The sequence below is a fragment of the Shewanella sp. Scap07 genome (genome assembly GCF_013394145.1).
GTDB lineage: Bacteria > Pseudomonadota > Gammaproteobacteria > Enterobacterales > Shewanellaceae > Shewanella > Shewanella waksmanii.
Map to the genome: position 1 here is coordinate 918,982 of NZ_CP041329.1, position 22,013 is coordinate 940,994.

Annotated in this window: 24 protein-coding genes; 12 read left to right on the plus strand and 12 right to left on the minus strand. The window is 46.9% G+C overall.

The features are described from left to right. Positions 1-11: 11 nt before the first annotated feature. Together FLM48_RS03950 and FLM48_RS03955 are read left to right on the plus strand one after the other, a co-directional pair. On the plus strand, positions 12-1,952 hold the full coding sequence (locus FLM48_RS03950) for a TRAP transporter fused permease subunit (protein ID WP_179023611.1): 1,941 nt from the start codon (positions 12-14) through the stop codon (positions 1,950-1,952). Positions 1,953-2,142: 190 nt separating this feature from the next. Then, positions 2,143-3,237, plus strand: a complete 1,095-nt coding sequence (locus tag FLM48_RS03955) for a DUF5700 domain-containing putative Zn-dependent protease (RefSeq protein WP_179023613.1) — start codon at positions 2,143-2,145, stop codon at positions 3,235-3,237. A gap of 4 nt (positions 3,238-3,241) precedes the next feature. Here the strand turns inward: FLM48_RS03955 and yegS are convergent, their stop codons facing one another. From yegS to yjjX, 6 genes are all read right to left on the minus strand, one after another. Next, positions 3,242-4,144, minus strand: coding sequence for a lipid kinase YegS (gene yegS, locus FLM48_RS03960; RefSeq protein ID WP_179023615.1), 903 nt, complete (start codon positions 4,142-4,144; stop codon positions 3,242-3,244). Positions 4,145-4,266: 122 nt separating this feature from the next. Beyond that, positions 4,267-4,704 (minus strand): SufE family protein, encoded by a 438-nt coding sequence (locus FLM48_RS03965; RefSeq protein WP_179023617.1) that lies wholly within the window; start codon positions 4,702-4,704, stop codon positions 4,267-4,269. A 19-nt stretch (positions 4,705-4,723) separates the two neighbouring features. After that, complete coding sequence (locus FLM48_RS03970; RefSeq protein WP_179023619.1) at positions 4,724-5,938, minus strand: aminotransferase class V-fold PLP-dependent enzyme; 1,215 nt, start codon at positions 5,936-5,938, stop codon at positions 4,724-4,726. A gap of 124 nt (positions 5,939-6,062) precedes the next feature. Beyond that, a complete protein-coding gene (locus FLM48_RS03975) occupies positions 6,063-7,103 on the minus strand; it encodes an NADP(H)-dependent aldo-keto reductase (protein WP_179023621.1) in 1,041 nt (346 codons plus the stop codon). Between the two features lie 106 nt (positions 7,104-7,209). Beyond that, positions 7,210-8,250: a helix-turn-helix domain-containing GNAT family N-acetyltransferase gene (locus FLM48_RS03980; protein WP_179023623.1), complete on the minus strand. Its 1,041-nt coding sequence runs from the start codon at positions 8,248-8,250 to the stop codon at positions 7,210-7,212. Between the two features lie 187 nt (positions 8,251-8,437). Continuing rightward, positions 8,438-9,016, minus strand: a complete 579-nt coding sequence (gene yjjX / locus FLM48_RS03985; RefSeq protein WP_179023625.1) for an inosine/xanthosine triphosphatase — start codon at positions 9,014-9,016, stop codon at positions 8,438-8,440. Between the two features lie 597 nt (positions 9,017-9,613). Between yjjX and FLM48_RS03990 the strand changes: the two genes are divergently transcribed. Together FLM48_RS03990 and FLM48_RS03995 are read left to right on the plus strand one after the other, a co-directional pair. Next, positions 9,614-10,909 (plus strand): HAAAP family serine/threonine permease, encoded by a 1,296-nt coding sequence (locus FLM48_RS03990; RefSeq protein WP_179023627.1) that lies wholly within the window; start codon positions 9,614-9,616, stop codon positions 10,907-10,909. A gap of 77 nt (positions 10,910-10,986) precedes the next feature. After that, positions 10,987-12,354: an L-serine ammonia-lyase gene (locus tag FLM48_RS03995; RefSeq protein WP_179023629.1), complete on the plus strand. Its 1,368-nt coding sequence runs from the start codon at positions 10,987-10,989 to the stop codon at positions 12,352-12,354. A 55-nt stretch (positions 12,355-12,409) separates the two neighbouring features. Here FLM48_RS03995 and FLM48_RS04000 read toward each other — a convergent pair whose 3' ends face one another. Continuing rightward, positions 12,410-12,853: a GNAT family N-acetyltransferase gene (locus tag FLM48_RS04000; RefSeq protein ID WP_028772499.1), complete on the minus strand. Its 444-nt coding sequence runs from the start codon at positions 12,851-12,853 to the stop codon at positions 12,410-12,412. 141 nt (positions 12,854-12,994) lie between these two features. Between FLM48_RS04000 and FLM48_RS04005 the strand changes: the two genes are divergently transcribed. After that, a complete protein-coding gene (locus FLM48_RS04005; RefSeq protein ID WP_256871046.1) occupies positions 12,995-13,372 on the plus strand; it encodes a hypothetical protein in 378 nt (125 codons plus the stop codon). Positions 13,373-13,549: 177 nt separating this feature from the next. Here FLM48_RS04005 and FLM48_RS04010 read toward each other — a convergent pair whose 3' ends face one another. Further along, a complete protein-coding gene (locus FLM48_RS04010; RefSeq protein WP_179023631.1) occupies positions 13,550-13,963 on the minus strand; it encodes an META domain-containing protein in 414 nt (137 codons plus the stop codon). A 192-nt stretch (positions 13,964-14,155) separates the two neighbouring features. Here FLM48_RS04010 and FLM48_RS04015 point away from each other — a divergent pair, with 192 nt between their 5' ends. After that, a complete protein-coding gene (locus FLM48_RS04015; protein WP_179023633.1) occupies positions 14,156-14,386 on the plus strand; it encodes a hypothetical protein in 231 nt (76 codons plus the stop codon). Positions 14,387-14,391: 5 nt separating this feature from the next. On the opposite strand, the gene FLM48_RS04020 is transcribed toward FLM48_RS04015, so the two are convergent. Both FLM48_RS04020 and FLM48_RS04025 read right to left on the minus strand, forming a co-directional pair. After that, entirely contained in the window at positions 14,392-15,336 is a 945-nt protein-coding gene (locus FLM48_RS04020) for a GGDEF domain-containing protein (RefSeq protein ID WP_179023635.1), read from the minus strand. 223 nt (positions 15,337-15,559) lie between these two features. Then, positions 15,560-16,510, minus strand: a complete 951-nt coding sequence (locus tag FLM48_RS04025) for a GGDEF domain-containing protein (protein WP_179023637.1) — start codon at positions 16,508-16,510, stop codon at positions 15,560-15,562. Between the two features lie 125 nt (positions 16,511-16,635). On the opposite strand from FLM48_RS04025, the gene FLM48_RS04030 reads away from it, so the two are divergent. The 3 genes from FLM48_RS04030 (at position 16,636) to FLM48_RS04040 (ending at position 18,055) form a co-directional block, all read left to right on the plus strand. Further along, positions 16,636-17,178, plus strand: a complete 543-nt coding sequence (locus FLM48_RS04030) for a GNAT family N-acetyltransferase (protein WP_179023639.1) — start codon at positions 16,636-16,638, stop codon at positions 17,176-17,178. Between the two features lie 5 nt (positions 17,179-17,183). Continuing rightward, complete coding sequence (locus FLM48_RS04035) at positions 17,184-17,519, plus strand: hypothetical protein (RefSeq protein ID WP_179023640.1); 336 nt, start codon at positions 17,184-17,186, stop codon at positions 17,517-17,519. Between the two features lie 83 nt (positions 17,520-17,602). Continuing rightward, positions 17,603-18,055, plus strand: coding sequence for a VanZ family protein (locus FLM48_RS04040; protein WP_256871047.1), 453 nt, complete (start codon positions 17,603-17,605; stop codon positions 18,053-18,055). Here the strand turns inward: FLM48_RS04040 and FLM48_RS04045 are convergent. Continuing rightward, positions 18,049-19,032 carry a glucosaminidase domain-containing protein gene (locus FLM48_RS04045; RefSeq protein ID WP_179023642.1) on the minus strand — a complete coding sequence of 328 codons (984 nt, stop codon included), beginning with the start codon at positions 19,030-19,032 and terminating at the stop codon, positions 18,049-18,051. The genes FLM48_RS04040 and FLM48_RS04045 overlap by 7 nt on opposite strands. 162 nt (positions 19,033-19,194) lie before the next feature. Between FLM48_RS04045 and FLM48_RS04050 the strand changes: the two genes are divergently transcribed. From FLM48_RS04050 to FLM48_RS04060, 3 genes are read left to right on the plus strand one after another with little or no spacing between them, the layout of a single operon-like run. After that, a complete protein-coding gene (locus FLM48_RS04050) occupies positions 19,195-19,623 on the plus strand; it encodes a DUF3429 domain-containing protein (protein WP_179023644.1) in 429 nt (142 codons plus the stop codon). 49 nt (positions 19,624-19,672) lie between these two features. Next, positions 19,673-20,059 (plus strand): thiol-disulfide oxidoreductase DCC family protein, encoded by a 387-nt coding sequence (locus FLM48_RS04055; RefSeq protein ID WP_028772507.1) that lies wholly within the window; start codon positions 19,673-19,675, stop codon positions 20,057-20,059. After that, positions 20,056-20,775: an SDR family NAD(P)-dependent oxidoreductase gene (locus tag FLM48_RS04060; RefSeq protein ID WP_179023646.1), complete on the plus strand. Its 720-nt coding sequence runs from the start codon at positions 20,056-20,058 to the stop codon at positions 20,773-20,775. The genes FLM48_RS04055 and FLM48_RS04060 overlap by 4 nt, the downstream gene beginning before the upstream one ends. A 62-nt stretch (positions 20,776-20,837) precedes the next feature. Here FLM48_RS04060 and metK read toward each other — a convergent pair whose 3' ends face one another. Then, positions 20,838-21,992, minus strand: a complete 1,155-nt coding sequence (gene metK, locus FLM48_RS04065; RefSeq protein ID WP_028772509.1) for a methionine adenosyltransferase — start codon at positions 21,990-21,992, stop codon at positions 20,838-20,840. Positions 21,993-22,013 lie beyond the last annotated feature (21 nt).

Consider the following 22,013-nt stretch of genomic DNA (forward strand, 5'->3'; position numbering starts at 1 on the left):
GAGGACAAGATATGACAACACGTCATGAAGAACCTGTACTCAATCCTCCCCAGAACGAGCCGGCAGCACTGCAGCAACAAGATAAACTTATTAACACCTTTGGTTATCTGATATTAGTGATTGCAGTGTCTCTTAGCGCATTTCAGATCTGGCAGGGGATCACTTCTACTATCTCGGCAACGTATTTTCGTCCGGTGCATTTATGCTGGGTGTTGGTGCTGATATTTCTGCATTACCCGCTAATTAAAACCCGTCAAAGTGTACTGTACATACCCGGCAGATTAGTCGATTTAGCCTTATGTGCGGTCACGGTTTATGCGGGTTATCGCATGTCGATATTTGACTATAACGATATTGACCATCTGCTGTATGGCTTAGGGATCGAAGATCTCGTGGCAGGCTGCGCGCTGCTGGCCTTGCTGCTTGAAGGATGTCGACGCACTGTTGGCTGGGTGATGGTCTTGATTGCTGGCTTATTTCTCGCTTACAGCGCGTTTGGCGATATGTTGCCCAGCGCAATTGCGACCAAGGCATACAGCTTACAAGAGCTGATTCAATTCCAGATTTATTCGGCTAATGGTGTTTTTGGCTCAGCCTTAGGCATTGCAGCAACCACAGTATTTATTTTTGTGTTATTTGGCGCTTTTCTTGAAGTCACAGGTGCCGGTAAGTTCTTTATTGATTTGGCATTTTCCATTGCAGGTCGATATCGCGGTGGCCCCGCAAAGGCGGCGGTATTAGCGTCAGCCGGGTTAGGATCTATCTCAGGGTCTGCCATTGCCAATACGGTTACTACAGGTTCAGTCACCATTCCTATGATGAAAAAATTGGGCTACAAACCGCAGCAAGCTGCGGGTATTGAAGCCGCCGCGTCTACAGGGGGGCAGATCATGCCGCCAATTATGGGCGCTGGGGCTTTTGTGATGGCGCAGTTTACCGGCGTGCCCTATAGCGAAATCATGCTGGCGTCCATCGCTCCGGCCATTTTGTATTTTTTCTGTACGCTGCTGTATGTCCATCTGATGGCCTGTAAATTGAATTTACAAGCGGTGAGCCGAACAGAAGCGGTGTGGCAAGTAATGAAGCAAGGTGCCCATCACCTCATTCCTTTGGTGATGATAACCGTGCTGCTAATGATGGCCTACTCGCCACTGTTAGTGGGGGTTGCGGGTTGTGCGGCGATTATTGTGACCGCCGGCTTACGTCGACATAGTCGTATAGGGCTGAAAAAATTCATTGCAGGCATGAAAAATGGTGCCTTACTGGCGTTGCCAATATCGGTTGCCTGCGGCGCCGCAGGTATTATTGTTGGAGTGGTTGGCCAAACGGGGATTGGTCTGCAATTTACCCAGTTTGTGATGGAGTTTTCTGGCGGCTATATGTTAGTGGCGCTGGGCTTAATCAGTATTGTTGCCTTGGTACTGGGGATGGGGTTACCAGTTACGGCTGCCTATATCGTACTGGCGGTGATGGCGGTTCCGATGTTGGGTGATTTTGGTTTGCCATTGTTGACGGCACATCTCATCGTGTTTTGGTTGTCGCAGACATCAAATGTCACTCCCCCAATTGCGCTGGCCGCCTTTGCTGGGGCTGGTGTGGCGAATGCCAACCCAATGAAGTCTTCGGTAGAAGCCTTTAAGCTCGCAGGTGGACTATTCATTATCCCGATTATGATGGCCTATACCGATCTGCTTAACCCGCAAGCAAGTACGCTGGAGTTTGTGTTTGCCATCGTACAAACCGCGGCGATAATTTTGGCCATTGCTATCGCTATTGAAGGGTTCTTGATGCAGGCGTTATCTAAGTGGGAGCGCATCATCGCAATTGTGACGGTGCCGTTTATTCTGCTTAACCCGCTGAACCTCGGCATGGTGGCAATTGGTATCATTGTGGTTTTGGTATTTTTGCAATGGCGCCGTGCGCCGCAAGCGAAGGTACAGTCTCAGCCCTAACAGCCAATATTCTCATCGATGATGCAAAAGGGAGCATTGGCTCCCTCTATTTTTGAACTCTGTCGGTAATTCACCGAGATTTCACTGATGTTCACTCGCCGAAACCTCATACTGAGCCGACATTGATGAGCGCATGTAAACGTCACTCGATTAGCATGCGAGCGCCTGGCAATTATGAAAAGGAATTCAAATGAAGTATTTAGGGTTGGCGGTATTACTGTTGCTGTCTATGGCGAGCGATGCCAAACCTATCCACAGCGACAATCGATTACTGCCAGATGAGCCACTGGTAAATGCGCAAGCTCGCTTGTACGACTTTACCGCAGTTGCGCAGATACAACCTTTAGTGGCCCAACTCAAACAGGGGCAAACGGTGAGCGAGTCGCAATGGCAAGCCTTATATGCGTTGCCGGCTTATCAACTCATTTTTACCATTTCTAGCCATCGCCCTGAGCAGCTAACTAGGCGCTATCAAGTTGCTTTTAATCCGAATGAGCGTTCAGCATTTGAGGCTTTAGCTGAGTCTGAGCAGTTTGAGGTGTTACATCTACGTCAAGCTTTCGATGACCTCAGTTGGTTGCCACAGTATCAGCATTGGTTGGTTGAACAAGATGCCCTAGCGCGCAGTAAAGCACATGCCTTAGCCTTGCTGCCCTCGTTTGATGCGAATGCTTATGAGGTGCGGTTTATGTTTGCTCTATTTGGCCAAAATGCCCATGCGGCGGAAATTGGCGTGGTGATGGACGCCTATATTGGTTACTTGAGCGATCAGCAAGCGCCGTTTGAGTTGGCAGGGCATGAGCTGCATCATTTTTTCTACGGTATTATTCATCCTGTGGCGCCATTGGATATGAGTAATCCATTTGAGCGGGTGTTGTACCATGTGCAAAAAGAGGGCGTGGCAAACTTAATTGATAAGCATAACTTCAGTGATGCTGACTCGCCTTTTGCTGAAAGCCTTAAACAGCAGTTTGCCAAGCAGATGAGCTTAGCGCCAGATCACCTGGCCTTGCTTGATAGATTGCTCACTGCGGCGCTAGATGAGCCCCAGCAAGCGGATTTTATGACCTTTCAACAGGCACTACCTTTTTGGGGGCATACGCTGGGCTGGTACATATGCCAGACCATAGCTAAAGCCGGAGAGTCAGAGGCGCTTATCACAACCTTAAATCAGCCCCATCAGTTATTTTCGCTATATAACCAAGTGGTTGAACAACATCAGCTGACTCAGCCGCGTTTTTCCCAAGCAGTACTCAATTACTACGAGCTGTTATCGCAGCAATAGCCTGTTATGAGGTTAATAGCATGGGGCAGTGCTGTGGCAACACCATATCTATGGCGCCCGGTTTGACACTTACGCTTAATTCGGTGGTGCTAATTGGCTCACCGTCGAGGTTAATGGGCATGGCTTGTTCGGACTGCCACACTGCATGGGTGGTTTTGTGGCGTTTAACAAACTGACCCGACTCGATATTGTCATCGAGCAATTCTGCAACCACAGTGCTGAGTTCGTGGGCGGGGAACGCTTGTAGCGAGACCAAGTCAATAAGCCCATCGTTTATGTACGCATGCTTAGCTAGCTCTTGGCCTCCGCCAGCCATACGCCCATTGCACACGGCGCCAAATAAGATACTGCTGCTATAGGCTTGATCTTCAATGATCACATTGCCGGGAAACGGCTGAAAGTTAAGTGCTTGAACTAGACCTGTTAGGGTATAAGCGCCGCCGCCAAGGAAGTTTTTAAGTTGTACCGGTGTGGTGGCAGTGACTTGAGCGCCGAAGCCGCCAGTGGCCATATTAACAAAATAGTGCTCATTGGCTTTGATGATATCAATCGCATAGGCCTTGCCACTCACGGCCAGTTTAAGAGCGGCTAATGGCTCAGGGTCTATCTCGCAGGCCGTCGCAAAGTCATTGGCGGTGCCAAGGGGCAATATGGCCAATTGTGGACGCTGTTCAATGGGATGATGCATTAGTGCGCTGGCAACTTCATTGACTGTGCCGTCGCCACCCCCAGCAATAATGCGCTGGCAACCCTGTTGAATGGCTTCATCGACAAGGCGCGCCATATCACCGCCTTCCCAGGTGACCCTGACCTCTAAATCTGTGCCTTGCTGCCGAATGGCATATACCGCATCTCGAATGGTTTCTAACGCGGCTTTTTTACCATTTAGGAGTAATCTTACTTTCATTGCCACCACCGTAAATTGATTGACGGGTATAATATGTTGCTCACAGTAGCATAGCTGGCGGCGCTTAACTCGAGTAAAAGCAAGTTACTGTTAGGCAGTATGATAATATCGGCCTAGTCCTGTTATATCGCCACTGACTGAATCGTTTGTGCAACGGCCAGCAAACCGTTAGTGCGAGAGGGGCTTAACTGACCTGTAAGGCCTAAGGTTTCAAAGAACTGATTGAGGTCAAAGGCCTGGATCTGCTCAGCGGTCTTACCGTGGCACGCAATAAGCAATAAGGCTATGAGTCCTTTGACTATGCGCGCATCGCTATCAGCGACGAAATAGTGTTGTTGGTCAATCTGGCGGTGATATAGCCAAACTGTGCTCTCACAGCCTTTAACTTGTGCTGAGGCGACTTTTAATGATTCATCCAGTTTAGGCAGTTGCTTGCCAAGTAGCATGATTTCGCGGTATCTAGTCTGCCAGCCGTCGGCTTGAATGAAGCGTTTTAGAACGGCTTCGCTATCTAAATTTAGCGCTAAAAACGCGGCAGAATCAGGTTGGGTTGCAGACATGGCGTTCTCAATATTTAAATTAGTCAATCAGCATAGCTTTAACAGATGATAAAGCCCCAATAAAGCGGTCAATATCTTCATGGCTGGTATAAACGCCAATAGATGCACGGCAGCAACCGCTAATTTGCAAGCTGTGCATTAACGGCATTGCGCAGTGATGACCACAGCGAATAGCAACGCCTTGTTGGTCGAGTAAAATGCCCACATCTTGATGATGTTCTCCGTTGAGATTAAACGCTACCGCACCACAGTTGTCATTATGCGCAGCATACAGGGTGATACCACCGAGTTGCTGTAATTGCGCTTGCAGGTAGTTGACTAGCTCTGCCTCGCGCTTTTGGGTGGCGGCCTGAGGTAGGTTAGCAATATAGTCTATGGCTGCGCCTAGTCCGATAACTTCAGCAATTGCCGGTGTGCCGGCTTCTAAACGGTTGGGTAGTGTATTGAAACTGGTGCCATCAAAACTGACCTGATCAATCATCTCTCCACCCGTAAGCAGTGGCGTCAATGTATCAAGCTGTTGATATCGGCCGTACAAAATACCTACGCCGGTTGGGCCATACATTTTATGGCCGGAAAATACATAGAAATCACAATCAATCTCCTGCATGTCGACATGTTTGTGTGCGACGGCTTGTGCGCCATCGACCAAAGTCAGCGCTCCGGCAGCCTTCGCTTGTGCAACCATAGCTTGAACTGGATTGACGGTGCCTAACACATTAGATACATGGTTGATGGCGACGATACTTGGACCTTGCGCAACTAATGCTTGGTAAGCCTGCTGATCGATTCTGCCATCATCGGCCAATGGTATGGCTATGACTTTGGCACCCGTGCGCTGCGCCAGTTGTTGCCAGGGGACAATATTGGCGTGGTGAGCTGCGGTGTCGACTAAGATGACACTGTTGCTATCAAGTTGTTGATTAAGGCCCCATGCTACTTGGTTGATTGCTTCGGTGGTGCCATGGGTAAAAATGATCTCTTCGCGGCGTTGGGCATTAAGAAATGCCTGCACTTTGTCACGCACGGCTTCATATTTGGCTGTTGAACGAGCTGAGAGTTGATGCGCAGCACGGTGAACATTGGCATTATCATAGCGGTAAAAGTCAGCCATCGCATCGAGCACTGACTGGGGCTTTTGACTGGTAGCAGCGGTGTCGAGATAACACAGCGGATAGCCGTCAAGCGTCTGTTCTAAGGCGGGAAACTGTGCGCGCAATGCGAGAAGTTGCATCTATAAAACCTGATAAATTAAGAAGCCAATATAAAACGCCCAGATCTTCGGAGATCTGGGCAAGTATTGCAAGTGAGTTCTATGACATATCTTAGCCTAATTTGACTGATTAAGCTGATAGGTATTATGGACAAGGCATGCGGTATAACTGGCCAAGCTCTTCAAGCCGTTGCATCAGCTCATCAGATAAGCTGACTTGCAGGCTGGCGATGTTGTCGCTAAGTTGCGCTACCGAGGTTGCGCCAATGATATTGCTGGCAACAAAACTGCGTTGATTAACGAACGCTAACGCCATTTGTGCTGGATTAAGTTGAAACTCTCTTGCGAGCTCAACGTAAGCGCGGGTCGCTTCTATTGCCATGGCCGAACCTGTGTAACGAGCAAACCGTTTATAGAGAGTTAATCGTGCTCCTTCAGGCCACTGGTTATCTAAATACTTGCCACTTAACGCGCCAAAAGCCAAGGGGGAGTAGGCCAGTAGTGGGACCTCTTCGCGGTGCGCGATCTCAGCCATACCCACTTCAAAACTACGGTTGAGTAAGTTGTAGGGATTCTGCACACTGACAACCCGAGGAAGTCCATGCTTCTCAGCCAGTTGCAGGTATTTCATCAGCCCCCAAGGGGTTTCATTCGATACCCCTATGTAGCGTATCTTTCCCTGACTCACTAAATCAGCCAGCGCCTCAAGCGTCTCGATTATCGGTGTCTGCGCAGCGGTTTCATCGTGTTGATAGTTTAGGTTACCAAAGAAGTTGGTATGGCGATCCGGCCAATGGACTTGGTAAAGATCAATGGTATCGAGCTGTAATCGACTGAGTGAGTCGTCGACAGCTTGATGAATATTGCGCCAATCCAGTGCCATGTTGGGGCGGATATAGTCGCCTTTCACCCCAGGAGCCGCCACTTTACTCGCAATGATTAAATCGTCTGTGTGACCACGTGCCTTAATATATTCGCCGAGAATACGTTCTGTTTCACCTTGGGTTTCGGCGTCAGGAGGAACGGGGTACATTTCAGCGGTATCAATGAAGTTAATACCAGCGCCGATGGCATGATCGAGTTGTTTGAAGGCTTCGGCTTGGGTATTTTGCGCCCCCCAAGTCATCGTGCCCAGGCAGATCTTACTGACATTCAAAGAAGAGTGCGGGATGCGGGTATATTCCATTAAAATCTCCCGGAAAAAATGAGTTAATTTACCTTGAGGCTATCAATGTTTAGGTCAAATAACTAGGGGTTAGCGCCACTTGTGCTGGATCGCTAAGCACAAAGCCTCAAAGTGTTAATAGCATAGGCATTTCACAAGCATCGTGGCCGGTGCTGCCCAGCGGTGCATCAAGGTGAACAAAGCCAAGTTTTTCATACAGACGCACAGCTTCGGCAAGCACTGCAGTGGTTTCCAAGTAACAGGCTTGATAGCCTTGATTCTTAGCGAAAGCGATGGCTTGGTAAGCCAAGCGCTTGGCAAAACCTTTGCCTCTTAATGCGGAGCTAAAGTACATTTTTTGCAGCTCGCAGGTGCCGGCAGCACCGCTGAGTGGCGCAATGCCTGCGCCGCCAAGGATTTGTCCCTCTTTTTCTATGACCCAATAGCAAGCCTGTTCATCGGCGTAGACTTGGCTAAGATGATCTAGGCTCGCATCAGCAACACCGTAGCCCTTATCTGGTGTTAAACCGTATTCGGCAGACACTTCGCGGATCACTGCAGCCATGGCGGCATCGTCATCGGCCTCGATGATTCGTACACAGTAGTCTTGCTGCAACTCGGCTAAATCTATTGCACGGGTATAGCCTGTTAAAGCGGTTTCTAATTCAACGATGGCTGCATCTGACAGTTGTGCCAAAATCTGTTCAAACAATCGATTTTGTTGCTTATTCAATTTGTTAAGCAAGCGCTTTCCCTGCGGCGTGAGCTGGCATAAAGAGCTACGGCTGTCTTTGGGATTATTGCGGGTGCGCGCAAAATGCTTTTCACACAGCTGGCTAATGGCACGGCTGGCATTGGACTTATCAATATTGAGAATCTCGCTGAGCTGTTTAATCGACAACTCTTGGTGATTGAGCTCAATCAGTGTGTGCGCTTGCACTGGCGATAAGGGCAGGTCGCCTAGCACTGAGTCGAGCAGGCCTAACTTTCGAACTAGACAACGAGATAAGCTTCTTAGGGTTGAGCAGGTTTCATCGGTATCATCCTGACAATGATAACTCGGACACACTTGTGAATTGTCTTGGCCGCCATAGGGTGCATCGGCACTCGTTGAGTCTAGCTGGTTTGATTGTTGAGTATCGACGTGGTCAAGGTCAGTATGTTTCATCCAAGAAGAAGCCATTTTGGTTGCGATTTACATCTAAGTTAGAAGTCTAGGGCAGAAAATGCAAGCCCAGCTAGCCTAAGCCTGGACTTTTTTTGCGCAAAACGGGCATGGGCTCCGTTTTGGCAGAGTCTGTTTCCTAACGAGTTTACAGAGGGCAGGTAGTAGGCCTTGTCCCAAGGTCTAGTAGCTATTTGGCGTATTGTTGTGGATGTAATAAAGGTGCCATAGCTAACGTGAGGGCTTGGGTGTAGATACTCTCCCTAGTCGCTTGACCATTGGTTAATAAACCAATGGCGCCGCCTTTTTGTTTGATATTGTGGGTATTAAACACCGAGTCCATTACATCGCCTAATTCTTGACCTTGTTGCAGCGCCTTAAAAATAGCGCGGGGCAGGGGCAGTTCACAGCTGCGACCTAAGCTCATTTGTTGTTCACCATAGCCGATAACAACGTAAGCAAAGGTGACTGCGCCATGTTCAAACTCATCGACTCCACCTTCTATAGCAACAAACAGATCTAATACGCCTACTGCTTTCTTGGGGCCATGGGCACGGCAATACTGCATGCGATTGATGGCACCTTGTTTAGTCTGTTGATTGGTCATTGGTTGATCTGGCACTAAAGAGGGGGCATGCATTTCGTGGCATTCAATCACTAAATCTGGGAAAAACGGACTGATGGCATGTTTAGCCGCGGCAATTTTTACTGGGTTAAGTGACCCAACGGTTAGGCGAAGTTGTTGAATTTGATTGTCTAGTAAGTTCATAGTGTGATTGGACATTGAGCTGTGAAGTCATTCTGCCATAGGGCATACGCTTTGCCCACAAGCTTTACCCTGTGCATTAGGTAAAGCTTATTTTTCGTTTTGATTAAATTTGAGCAATAACAGCATTTCTCAATAGGGCGATTGCTTGCGCTATCCAGCAAGCGGTAACTAGTTTCCGAGATTAGCAGCAGTGATATAGAGCGCCATCTGCAAACACAGTCTCGCAGCATGTCTCAATCTACGTCTTTTTGTGACTGCGCTATCGCTTTTGTAGGCTGCATTTCTTTGGTGTTAGCAACACCTAAATCAGTAGTGGGTAATATAAGGTGAATTTGCTGTTAAATTTTGCTGCATTACGGTTACTACTATGACACTTTTTTGAAAATTTACTACGTAAAATCTTCGATATTGATCCCAATATCAGCTCATTCTGAAATTTGATTACCAAATATGGCGCTAGATCAATTTTTCCGCTGTGCGCTTGTATATCCTGAGCGCGAATTTGCTCCTGCTTTGCCTTTAAGAAATGGTCATGGGTGAAGCGGTACGAGCCGGACTCCGTAGGTTTTATAAACCCATACCTTAAAGGTCATGTTTATGCGAAATGATGTAGCTGCTTCACCCATAGATAACACCCCATCAGTTAACGCTTCACAGGCAGAAAAACTCAGTTGGACCCGCACAGATACTACCTGGATGCTGAGCTTATTTGGCACCGCAGTGGGCGCTGGCATTTTATTCTTGCCGATTAATGCTGGTATGGGTGGTTTTTGGCCACTCGTGATGATGGCATTGCTCATCGGCCCGATGACTTACTTAGCTCACCGCGGTTTATCTCGCTTCGTTTGCGCTTCACAAAAGCAGGGCAGCGACATCACCGACGTGGTTGAAGAGTACTTCGGCGTAGGTGCAGGTAAAGCCATCACAGTACTGTATTTTTTTGCTATTTATCCTATCGTATTGATATATGGCGTAGGGATTACTAATACCGTTGATAGCTTCATTGTCAATCAGTTGGGTATGGCTTCACCGCCACGTTTTATTCTGTCAGGAGTACTGATTCTGGCGATGATGTCAGTGATGGTGTCTGGCGAGAAGTTAATGCTCAAGGTCACCCAGTTTTTAGTTTACCCATTGGTCGCCATCTTGGCCTTTATGTCACTGTACCTTATCCCAAGTTGGAAGACCGACGCGTTAATGTCGGTACCGACTACCGGTGATTTTTTGGGGACGGTATGGCTAACGATTCCGGTATTGGTTTTTGCTTTCAACCACTCTCCGGCAATCTCACAATTCTCGGTATCTTTGAAGCGTGAGCACGGCGCGAACGCGGCTAAAAAAGCCGATGTGATACTGCGCAATACCAGCATGATGTTAGTTGGCTTTGTGATGTTGTTTGTATTTTCTTGTGTGTTGTCGCTAAGCCCAGCACAGTTGGCTGAAGCCAAATCAGAAAACCTACCGATTTTGTCCTATCTGGCTAATGTCCATGCCAGTGGCTTTGTGAGTTACTTTGGCCCCATCATTGCGGTTATCGCGATTGTATCATCGTTCTTTGGCCACTACTTAGGCGCGACAGAAGGCTTAAAAGGGATCATTGCTAAGCAGTTACGCAGCAGCAATAAAACCGTATCAGATGCCAAGTTAGACAAGTTTATTCTAGGTTTTATGTTCCTCAGTATTTGGGGTGTCGCGATCATCAACCCCAGTATTTTAGGCATGATTGAAGCGCTAGGTGGACCGATTATTGCGGCTATCTTGTATTTGATGCCGATGTACGCGGTTTACAAGGTGCCAGCACTAAAAGCTTATCGTGGCCGCATTAGCAACGTGTTTGTCATCATTGCGGGTTTACTCGCCATGACGGCAATCGTGTTTGGCATGCTGTCTTAAGCGAATTTGTTGCAGCGAGTGACAACAAGCCATCGGCCAATGCCGGTGGTTGATATTGGATAGGTTAAGGTAACGCCATGTTCAGTGCATTTGAAATTTTTAAAATTGGTATCGGCCCATCAAGCTCCCACACTGTGGGGCCGATGAAGGCCGCTAAAATGTTCGCCCAAGAGTTAATTGATAGCGAACGATTGAGTGAGGTAACCCGTGTCAGCGTGGACATCTATGGCTCGCTGTCACTGACGGGCAAAGGTCATCATACCGATATCGCGATAATTATGGGGCTGGCGGGTAATAGTCCTGAGACTGTCGACATTGATAGCATTACGCCGTTCATCAATGAAGTCGAGCGATTACAAGTATTGCCTTTGAGCGCCGAAAAACACTTAGTGGACTTTCCTTCCCACGCAGTGGCTTTTCACGATCATGCGTTACCACTGCATGAAAACGGCATGAGTTTACACGCTTATCATGGTGATGAGTGCGTGCTGAGCAAAACCTACTACTCTATTGGCGGTGGCTTTATTGTCGAAGAAGCACAGTTTAATTTGGTGGCGGCAAATGAAGTGATTGTGCCTTACCCTTTCAACAATGCCGCTGAACTGCTCAGCACCTGCCGTGAAAATGGCATGAGCATTAGCGCACTGATGATGGCTAACGAACAAGTATTCAATAGCGAACAAGCTATTTATGATGGTTTTGGTGCGGTGTGGAATACCATGCAGCAAGCGATTGATAAAGGTTGCCGTACTGAAGGGGTATTAGCTGGGCCGTTACGGGTGCCTCGCCGCGCCCCGGTGCTGTACCGTCAATTAATGACCCAAGAGCGCTTATCGGCAGATCCTATGGTGATTGTGGATTGGGTTAACGTGTTTGCATTAGCGGTGAGTGAGGAAAATGCGGCAGGTGGTCGAGTCGTGACTTCGCCGACCAATGGGGCTGCGGGGATTATTCCTGCAGTATTAGCTTATTATGATAAGTTTATTCAGCCTGTCACTGAGCAAGAGTATACCCGCTACTTTTTGGCGGCCGCTGCGGTGGGCTCATTGTATAAACGTAACGCCTCTATTTCCGGTGCCGAAGTGGGTTGCCAAGGGGAGGTTGGGGTAGCTTGCTCTATGGCTGCAGCTGGATTGGCTGAAATCATGGGGGCGACGCCATCACAGGTCTGTATTGCAGCTGAAATTGGTATGGAGCATAACTTAGGACTGACTTGCGATCCTGTTGCTGGGCAAGTGCAAGTACCGTGTATTGAACGCAATGCGATAGCGGCAGTTAAAGCCATTAACGCATCAAGAATGGCGATGCGTCGCAATAGCGAGCCCAAAGTGTGCTTAGATAAAGTGATTGCTACCATGTACGAGACAGGCAAAGACATGCATGTGAAGTACCGCGAAACCAGTCAAGGTGGCTTAGCAATAAAAGTAACCAGTATCTGCGCTTAACCGTGTAGTGCTAAAAAAGCCGTCGCTTGTCGACGGCTTTTTTGTATTAGGCTGGTTACTTCTGTTCATACATCAAGTAGTAGCTTTGCTCCATCCCCAAAGCACTATAGGTTTGTTGCGCTTTGGTGTTGTCCTGCTCGACATATAATCGGAAGCTTGCCGCGCCTCCATTGTCTGCGGCGATGTTTTTAACCGCATCATAAAGCTTTTTATAAATGCCCTGGCGACGGTTTTGTGGGCGAATATAGACGCTTTGGATCCAATAATAATCTTTTGCTCGCCAGTCGCTCCATTCGTAAGTCACCATGAGTGAGCCGGCAATTTCGCCATCAATTTCTGCGACCAAATAGAAGCCGCGGCTAGGGTTTTCAATCAAACTGGTTACGCCACGCCTTAAGATTGTGTCATCGAGGGTTAACCCTTCTGTTTCTTGTGCCATCGCTTGGTTGAAAGCCACAAGTGCATTGATATCGTTACTATTACCCTGTCTGATCTGCATGACCATTACTTATTTTGAGGAATACGGCTGGCTACTTTAGCACTTTTTCTTCTGTGTGGAAGTGAAAAATAGCCGCAATTTTTATTCGACTAAAGTCTAACTCTGCTAAACTTTTATTATTCCACTTTGTTGATGAGGTGCATGATGCCAGAGCGTAAAACTTCTAGTCAGTTAGCCGCCAATAAAACACATCAATCTGCTGCGCTGCGGCCGGATCCTTCGGCGCCATCAGTGTCAGAGGCTCAGTTAATTGAGCAGACACAGCACGCACTCGAACGTGACTGTGATGAAGTGCACCATGTGTGGCATTTTGTCATTACGCTTGCAACCCTAGGCGTATGGGCACTTGTCTGGTGGCACCTTATTTTACGTGCACAAGGTAAGAAGGGGCATCTGTTTCATGGATTTGATGATGCCTATTGGAGCTATCTTATTGAGCGTGAACAGCCGCCTGCTGCTTTGCATCGCCAACAGTTTGATAAGCCAGTTAGTCGCAGCTACCGTCAGTTTGATGCCTAAATCATAAACTTAGCGACATGCAGCAAAGTGGGGTTAAGTTGAACAGGTTCAAGCTAGCGAAGATAAGTTGTCAAACAAAGTCAGTACGAACAGCATATTAATGAGCGTAACATCGAAGGCTGATGTTACGCTCTTTTGCCCAATCAACTAAAGTGATAGCTGATTGGTATTGAGCTTTTACAAGCGGCTTAAGATTAACTGAGTGTTACCTTGCTCATCTTGCAGCAGTAGCTTGCCTTGGCTCATTTTACCCTGCGAAATCAAAGGTAGCGCCCCCATGACGCGCTGTTCTTGCACCATTAGTGCTTCAACACAGGCTTTCATGGTGTTACCGGCAGGCATTATGCTCACCTGCTGACCTTCCACACTATACTGTCCAAAAAGCTGGTTACAGCTATTGTTGCCTGACAACTGGCCATCTTCTGCAAAGGTGAGTTTGGCGGGACTATAGTCGATGACGGGTTTTGATTGTGCAACTTCAATATGCCAAGTACCAATAAGATTCAACTGGGGTTGTTCGGTTTGTGGTGCGGACTGGCAAGCAGCCAAGCCCAATAATGCAGCACCTAATACAATAAGCTGTTTAGACATGAGTGTGGATTCCAAGGTAGATATAGGGATATAGTTTGACAATTCTTACGCTAGATAAAAAGATCAAATTAGGCTTTTTTGATGATCTTTTGTTTATTTTGGCGGTTTTTGTGCTGTTTAGTCCATCAATTGGGCTAATTGCGCGATAACATCAACGCTTGAACGCGGTTATCGCTCATTGAGGGGCGAGTTATGATTCGAACATTAAAGTTGTTGCACTGGCTTGGGCTGCTGATGCTTACCGTAGGTGTAGGTTGTTATTTGATGACAGAGATGGCGCAACAAGTCAGTGGTATGGTTACCATCGCTTCCCTTATTGGACTTGGGTTGGTGGCGATGTCGCCATTTCCTGTGGTGCTATTTATCCAGTGGGCTAAAGCGCAGCCTACTCATACAGACAGCCCACGGGATAACAAGGATTAGGCTGATTACAATTTAATATTTAGCAGTTTTGCTTTGTTATCAGCGAGATTTAGCATTGCGGCTTTTTGCATGGGCTCCAGCGATTGATGCGTATCAGGGGTAAAATAGCTTTGCCCTGTAACAACATTAAGCTTGATACTTTCTTTTGCTATCTGCTTTTTAAGCCGATTGATCAACGCTGACAAATTAGATTCGTTGTCTACAAATGCCAAGATAATGAACAAGCGTTCACCGATGCGCGCAGATACATCGGCATCCCGTAAGTTATCATGTACGATTCGTGCTATCTGTCGTAATTTTTGCTCATGCAGTAATTGGGTTTCGCTCGCTTGTGGGGCAATATCCTCTAACAAAATGATACCCGCATGGGAGCCAAAACGGCGGCTAAGGCTTAGCTGTCTGGGGGCCATAAGGCTAAAGCCGTAAGGATTGAGCATGCAGGTTTGCTCATCTTGTACAGACAGCATCTGTACTTGCTGCATTAAGTGCAGTTGCTTTAACTCACCTTGTATTAGAGATTTTGCAGCTTCTAACAGTGGCAAAAGCTTGTTCAGATACTGCAATTGTTTAGCTTGGCAAATAATAATAGCACCAAATAGGAAACCATCGGGCCAGTACAAAGGTAAGATGATTAATTGCTCAAACTGGCTCAGTTGCAGAGATAGGTTTTGTGTTTCAGTGCTTTGAACAATGCCATATCCCGTGTAGCTTGTTAGCAAACTCTCGAGCTCGGCATCTTGAAATTGCTCACCGCCATATAAGCCAAAATTGGTTTTTTGACGGCTGCAAACAATTTGAAAGTCGTCATCCATTTTTTGCACGATGACACTGGACTGAGCTTGGTAAAATTCGCTAAGGATATCTACTTGTTGCTGCCAGCGAGGCAGATTAATGGCCGGGTGATCTTGTTCTCGCAGCCATAAATTGTCGTGACTTTGCTGGGCAAGCATGGGCGCCTTCTCTACGTTGATGCAAATGATTCTCTACACTATCTAGCCAACTAGCATACTGAAAAAATCGTTACAGCATAACCGTTTCTTTTACCGTTTTAAGGAACAGTCTGTTTGCCTGTTAAAGCTGTGATCTAAGGCGGCTTGTATGATTTTTAACCTTGCACACATATAGAATGTATGGTGTTGTATTCGGTTATAACCAATCGATAATTAAGAGTTTTTACTCAGTTTCTTGCGGTTGTTGCTGATAAGATTTCAGACCAGACTTAGCCGCCTCTATCATTGGGGCTAACTTAGCGGGTGAGTCTGGTGCAAAAAAACTGTGGGAGCGATCGAGTAGCAAGTTAGGGTTTTGCTGAGTCAGCAGTTTTTCTATTCTTAAACAGATATGCTGCAAGTCCCGCTCAGAATCAACAAAAGCTAACACAACAAAAAGATCTCGACTGTAGTGGGCAGCAATATCTGCGGTGCGAATGGTGTCTTGGATAATGCCACCTAGTAGGCGGTTATGTTTATCTTCAATTTGCGGTATTTGTGGAGACTGGCTATCGAGTTCAAACATCAAAATACCGGCATGGGCACCAAAACGTCGGCCCAGATTGAGTTGACGTGGAGCCATCATAATAAAGCCGTAGTGGTTTAACATGCCGGTTTCGCGATCACGCATCGACAATGATTCAATGCGCTGGCTTTGGCACAATAATGCTAAATCTTGCTGCAACAAAATTTGAAATGGCTCCAACATAAACGCGTTAATGTTGGCCGATTCATCTTCGTTAGGCTCAACGACACATAAACAACCAAAAACGCTGCCGTCAGGCCATAGAATAGGTCGCGAAATCAGTTGTCGATTGGCGCCTAAATCATTGACCACATCTTCTTTAATATATTGGGTTAAATCTATGCTTAAGCCATCAGGGTCGGAATTGCTCATTGTGTCAAATAAGCTCAAGTTATCGTCATATAAAGTGCCTGAGATAAATTTTCTGCTAGGGTTGGCTGAGCCAACAATGACTTCAAAACCGAGATCGGTGCGCTGTGCGACAAAGGCGGCTTCAGATTGGTAGTAGCGTTTCATTAACTCGCACTGATGCATCCAACGCACTAAATTTATCTGCGCGTGGTCATCTTCAAGTAAACTCAAACCAGTATCTATGGTGTCGGGCAGCATGGGCACTATTTCCTTGTGAACATTAATTCATTGTGGCTTGTGGTCGGTGTTTTTGCAAACCTAGGCGATTTGTTTCAATCTGGCGAACTCAGTACAATAGCGTTTTTACGTTACAGACAGTATTGATGATCACAATTAGAGCCGCGATCGCTGCTGATGCCGCAGCTATTGCTCAGTTAGAGCAGCAGCATATTAATGCTGAATTAGGTCAGTCAGCGGTGGCTATGACTGGGCAGAGCTTTTCACTAGCGCAAATTGAACAATTGATAAACCAGCACTGGGTTGCGGTAGCGCAATCAAAAGCAGAAATTGTGGGTTATGTGATTGCGGGCCGCTGGTCGTTCTATCAGCAATGGCCGCTATATCAATTTTTACAGCGAAAAGTTAGCGACTATCAAATTGATGGTCGAACACTGAGTGCGAAAAACAGTTGCCAGTATGGTCCAATCTGGATCAGTCAACACTTTCGTCAACAAGGGATTTTTACCCAATTAGTTGCGCAATTGCTGAGTCAATTACCGCGCGATATTCATAGCGTGGTGACTTTTATCGCCGAAGACAACCAAGCCTCTTTTAACGCCCATACTTATGGCGCAAAAATGCAAGTATTGGATTATTTTGACTTTGATGACCGAGATTATTACCTACTTGGTTGCCAAGCGAGGTGAGTGTGATGCAAGACGAGCAAGATTTTAGTGAGTTATTTAAGGCCTATTTGGGTTTGCAATTGTCCGCTTTTGATAATCTTAAGTTAGTCACTGCGGTATTGACCGAGCACGAGCAATCTCATCAATGCTATCGTGGTGAACGCGATGGGGCGCCATGGTACTTTGTCCAATGGCAAGAGCAAGTGATTGAATGTGGCAAAACCAATGACTATGCAGCCAGTATTGCCCTTGTAAACAAAGCGACCCCTTTTAGCTCAAGCGAAGAGATAGATGTACCGGTTATGTCACTACAGCAGGTCGGCTACATGTGCATGGAATATGCACACTTTGATCATTGTTAAGCTCAAATAGCGCACCAGATTGCTGAATATTAATTGTTGTTAAACTAAGCCGAAACGATTAGCGCTTATGTTAGCATCGATGAATGGTGTGTTTATCTGTGTTCTTGTCTATGCCAACGCAAATCAAATTCAGTAAATTTAACGCCGTCATTGTGCTACTCACCGCAATGATGCTGCTATTTATCAGCTGGGCAATTTACAGTGCTAATATTGGCCAGCAGACTCTATTTACCGAGTTGGTGAGGGCTTTGCCCTATGGTGACAAAATTGGCCATTTTGTGTTGTTTGGCACGTTAAGCCTACTGCTCAATTTAAGTTTGTCGATGCGAGTATTCCGGCCTCTAAAATGCTATTGGGGAACCTTGTTAGTGGCGGTATTTGTGGTGGTGGAAGAGGGCTCTCAAGCGTTAATCCCCAGCCGAACTTTTGACTTAGCTGATTTACTCGCCGATGCTGGCGGCCTAGCATGTGCCGCCATTTTGACTTACATCATCGACCAGCGCCTGAAAAAGCGCGCAATAGCGCAAACTTATTGATTAGTGCCAACTAGGTGCAACGGTTGGTCATTGCTGAGATAGGCTTCATCAACCTGTTGTAATTTATTAAAGTCGATCATTGACCTAATACCGTCTATATAGGCTTGGCCACGTTCTGAATATTTGTCCAATGTGGTGGCCAGCTCCATGCCGGTAATAGGCAGGCTTTGCTGACGTAGCTCAGCTCGTAATGTGCGTAACTTTTCATAGGCAGCGTTGCGATTGATATTAAGCACATACCCCTCAACAGAGGCTAATGGTGTGTCAAAGCGGGCTAAGCCATAATTACCTAACTCTTTGCGTTGCTGTTTTGGAATCATCCCATTACCGCTAAAATCCCACTGTCCGAAAAACGCATTGCCTTCAACGGTAAAGCGAGAGGTTGCCCAACCACTTTCTTCGGCCGCCTGCGCAAGCGCAAGCGAAGGTGGAATGATATCAATGTGAGATAGCAGTATTTGTCTTTCAGGCTCTGTAAGTTGAGTTGTAGAAGCGGTCTTTATCCGGTACTTCTCAGCCAGATCAATAAGTTGGGTGTCAGCCAATTGTGCAGCTTGTGCGATCTTTCTCTCTGCAAGGACCTTCTCGTTTGCGACCAGTATGAGGGGGGCCATCAGCCGGAAAAATACCATTTTTTTGGTTTGCACTGGGATTTCATTTGAGGTTTGTTGCCATTTTTCGCTGACACTTTTGAACGTTAGCCTTGGCACTTCGCGGTTGCCTTCACGCCAGCTTTCGTTGTTGTAGTTGAGTGAGTCAAATAGTGCGATTAGCGCATCTAAAGACTCAATGGTGACATCTTTTGCTTGGCTAATTTTGATCTGCTTGGTGTTGGCTGCCAGGCGAGATGCTTTATTTTCATCTGTCATGCCTGTCGTTTGTGGCGCGGTGTTGTCTGTTTGGCTGACATATAGGCCTACTGCAATTAGCGCAACAGCAGCTACTGCGATGGCAAGTTTGATTTGGCTAGGGGTCATGAATGAGCCTGCTTTGATAGGTCACGGTAAAAACAAATTATAGCGCTAACTTAAAGTTGTTATTGATTATTTGTCAAATAACTAAGCTTACTCGCTGCCGATAAGTGAACCAATAGGCGCGCTAATACGTAATGAGGTTATGGTTATCATTGAGGCACGCTAATGACAAAATTGATGGGACTTCTTGGTGTGGCAGGTCTGCTACCGTTCATCATTGCCAGTGGCTTGACCATGGTGCAGCAACCATTGTTTGGTCACGCGGCATCTACGCTCTTTGTCACCTACAGCGCCAGTATTTTAGCATTTCTAAGTGGCTCTTTATGGGGCCGAGAAACCCATGCGTTGCAAAATAATGTCAATGATTGGGTGATGGGGCTGAGTAATGCTCTATGCTTGCTTGCATGGTTGTGTTTGTTGCTCACAGCAACGCTAGGTGCAGTTGCGCTGTTAATGCTGGGGTATATCACCACGTTAATCGTAGAGCGTCGTCAAGCTACCTTGGTGGGGATAGATCCAAGCTACCTGAAATTACGAACCTTACTGACCGCTGTGGCGGTTGGCTGCCACGTGGTAATGTTACTAGGGCTTTAATCATTCACCCTATAAGCTGGCATTAGTTGATACGAAATGGGAGTTGAAGATGAAACTGACAATATTTTTCGATGGTCAATGTCCGCTGTGCGCCGCCGAGATGAAGCAGCTAAAACAGTATGATGAATATGGCAGCATCGAACTGCAGGATCTTAATCAAACAGGTTTTGCGGAAAAATTCCCAGAGATAGATCCTAACCGTGCCAATCTGATCCTGCATGGCATGGACGACAAGGGTAATATCTTGTTGGGCTTAGATGTGACTTATCGCGCTTGGGTACTGGTTGGGAAAAAGTATCGCGTGGCATTCTTACGTTGGCCTGTGATAAAACCAATTGCCGATATCTTCTACCTTGGGTTTGCTAAACATCGCTATCGAATTAGCTACTTGTTAACAGGTAAAAAACGCTGCAGTGAGGGCAGTTGTTCATTATGACGGCTAATAGTCCCATTGCTGTTGTTATTGGCGCAAGTAGTGAAATTGCCCAAGCAACCATTGCTAAGCTGCGTTCGCAGCAAAAAGTGATTGCGATCTCCCGCCACCGACAGCGGCACCCCCAGCCTAATGTGTGTGACTGGCAATGTGACTATAGTGAAGCGAGTATTGTCGCGATGACAGATCTACTGACCGAAGTCGGTGGAGATATTAATCGGGTGTATATCTTTAATGGTGTGCTGCACCACAGTGACCAATTTCCAGAAAAGCGTGTTGAAGACATTGATGCCACAGCGATGTTGGCGAGTTTTCAGTCTAACAGTGTAGTGCCCATGTTGTGGTTGAAGCATTTGTTGCCGGTGCTGTCGGGAAAGCAAGTGTGTAGTTTGACCGTGATGAGTGCAAGGGTTGGCAGTATTAGCGATAACCATCTTGGAGGCTGGTACAGTTATCGAGCCTCAAAAGCGGCGCTAAATATGCTGATGCAAACTGCGGGAATAGAGTACGCTCGCCGCGCTAAGAATGTGGCACTACTGTGTTTTCATCCGGGCACAACCGACACCGCTTTGTCGAAGCCGTTTCAGTCTAATGTGCCTGCAGGTAAACTGTTTAGTACGGATTTTGTTGCGCAGCAGCTATTGTATGTCAGTGAGCATGTGCATCCGATTTGTGGCGCACATTTTCTTGACTGGCAGGGCAACAAAGTTGACTGGTAGTCAGCTGTTGTAAAAACAAAAAAGCCGCCTAAACAGGCGGCTTTTTTATAATGCGTTAAGCATTATAGGTTCGCATCAGCGCGTAGAGCTTCAGCTTTGTCGGTACGCTCCCAAGGGAACTCTTCACGACCAAAGTGACCATATGCTGCGGTTGCTTTATAGATTGGGCGAGCCAAGTCTAGCATTTCAGTTAGACCGTAAGGGCGTAGGTCGAAGTGACGACGTACTAGGTCTATCAGTAGTTCCTCTGCAACCTTGGCGGTACCAAATGTTTCTACACTGATAGAGGTCGGCTCTGCCACACCAATAGCGTAAGAAACTTGGATTTCGCAGCGATCTGCAAGACCAGCAGCGACAATGTTCTTAGCAACGTAACGCGCGGCATAGGCTGCACTGCGGTCAACTTTAGAAGGATCTTTACCTGAGAAAGCACCACCGCCATGACGTGCCATGCCGCCATAGGTATCAACAATAATCTTACGACCCGTCAAACCACAGTCACCCACAGGTCCACCGATAACAAAACGGCCTGTTGGGTTGATGAAGTATTTAGTGTCTTTGCTTAACCACTTAGCAGGCAAAACCGGCTTAATGATGGTTTCCATCACGCCTTCAATCAAATCTGCTTGATTCACTTCTTCACTGTGCTGTGTCGACAAAACCACGGCGTCGATACCAGCAACGCTGCCGTCGCTGTTATACGCAAACGTGACTTGGCTTTTCGCGTCAGGGCGTAACCAAGGTAGGGTTTTATCTTTACGTACTTCAGACTGACGTTTAACCAGCATGTGCGAGTAGGTAATAGGAGCTGGCATCAATACATCGGTTTCGTTATTGGCATAACCAAACATTAAGCCTTGGTCACCGGCGCCTTGCTCTTTTGGATCGGCACGATCAACACCTTGGTTGATATCTGGAGATTGCTTACCAATGGCATTTAATACCGCACATGAATCGGCATCAAAGCCCATATCTGAATGGGTGTAACCAATATCACGGACAGTTTTACGGGTGATCTCTTCGATATCAACCCATGCAGAAGTCGTGACTTCACCGCCGACCATCACCATGCCAGTTTTGACATAAGTTTCACAAGCCACACGGGCTTTAGGGTCTTGCTCTAAAATTGCATCAAGTACCGCATCAGAAATCTGATCGGCGATCTTATCGGGATGACCTTCTGAGACCGACTCAGAGGTAAACAAGTGTTTTGCCATAATTGGAAAATCTCGTCAGTA

Coding starts and splice junctions, on each gene's coding strand:
- FLM48_RS04040 (WP_256871047.1), top strand. CDS start 17,603: ATGGTGTGTTTATCTGTGTTCTTGTCTATGCCAACGCAAATCAAATTC.
- FLM48_RS04055 (WP_028772507.1), top strand. CDS start 19,673: ATGAAACTGACAATATTTTTCGATGGTCAATGTCCGCTGTGCGCCGCC.
- FLM48_RS04020 (WP_179023635.1), bottom strand. CDS start 15,336: ATGCTTGCCCAGCAAAGTCACGACAATTTATGGCTGCGAGAACAAGAT.
- FLM48_RS04005 (WP_256871046.1), top strand. CDS start 12,995: ATGATGCCAGAGCGTAAAACTTCTAGTCAGTTAGCCGCCAATAAAACA.
- metK (WP_028772509.1), bottom strand. CDS start 21,992: ATGGCAAAACACTTGTTTACCTCTGAGTCGGTCTCAGAAGGTCATCCC.
- FLM48_RS03950 (WP_179023611.1), top strand. CDS start 12: ATGACAACACGTCATGAAGAACCTGTACTCAATCCTCCCCAGAACGAG.
- FLM48_RS04025 (WP_179023637.1), bottom strand. CDS start 16,510: ATGCTGCCCGACACCATAGATACTGGTTTGAGTTTACTTGAAGATGAC.
- FLM48_RS04030 (WP_179023639.1), top strand. CDS start 16,636: ATGATCACAATTAGAGCCGCGATCGCTGCTGATGCCGCAGCTATTGCT.
- FLM48_RS04050 (WP_179023644.1), top strand. CDS start 19,195: ATGACAAAATTGATGGGACTTCTTGGTGTGGCAGGTCTGCTACCGTTC.
- yegS (WP_179023615.1), bottom strand. CDS start 4,144: ATGAAAGTAAGATTACTCCTAAATGGTAAAAAAGCCGCGTTAGAAACC.
- FLM48_RS03980 (WP_179023623.1), bottom strand. CDS start 8,250: ATGAAACATACTGACCTTGACCACGTCGATACTCAACAATCAAACCAG.
- FLM48_RS03975 (WP_179023621.1), bottom strand. CDS start 7,103: ATGGAATATACCCGCATCCCGCACTCTTCTTTGAATGTCAGTAAGATC.
- FLM48_RS04045 (WP_179023642.1), bottom strand. CDS start 19,032: ATGACCCCTAGCCAAATCAAACTTGCCATCGCAGTAGCTGCTGTTGCG.
- FLM48_RS04010 (WP_179023631.1), bottom strand. CDS start 13,963: ATGTCTAAACAGCTTATTGTATTAGGTGCTGCATTATTGGGCTTGGCT.
- FLM48_RS04015 (WP_179023633.1), top strand. CDS start 14,156: ATGATTCGAACATTAAAGTTGTTGCACTGGCTTGGGCTGCTGATGCTT.
- FLM48_RS03970 (WP_179023619.1), bottom strand. CDS start 5,938: ATGCAACTTCTCGCATTGCGCGCACAGTTTCCCGCCTTAGAACAGACG.
- FLM48_RS04000 (WP_028772499.1), bottom strand. CDS start 12,853: ATGCAGATCAGACAGGGTAATAGTAACGATATCAATGCACTTGTGGCT.
- FLM48_RS04060 (WP_179023646.1), top strand. CDS start 20,056: ATGACGGCTAATAGTCCCATTGCTGTTGTTATTGGCGCAAGTAGTGAA.
- FLM48_RS03990 (WP_179023627.1), top strand. CDS start 9,614: ATGCGAAATGATGTAGCTGCTTCACCCATAGATAACACCCCATCAGTT.
- FLM48_RS03955 (WP_179023613.1), top strand. CDS start 2,143: ATGAAGTATTTAGGGTTGGCGGTATTACTGTTGCTGTCTATGGCGAGC.
- FLM48_RS03965 (WP_179023617.1), bottom strand. CDS start 4,704: ATGTCTGCAACCCAACCTGATTCTGCCGCGTTTTTAGCGCTAAATTTA.
- FLM48_RS04035 (WP_179023640.1), top strand. CDS start 17,184: ATGCAAGACGAGCAAGATTTTAGTGAGTTATTTAAGGCCTATTTGGGT.
- FLM48_RS03995 (WP_179023629.1), top strand. CDS start 10,987: ATGTTCAGTGCATTTGAAATTTTTAAAATTGGTATCGGCCCATCAAGC.
- yjjX (WP_179023625.1), bottom strand. CDS start 9,016: ATGAACTTACTAGACAATCAAATTCAACAACTTCGCCTAACCGTTGGG.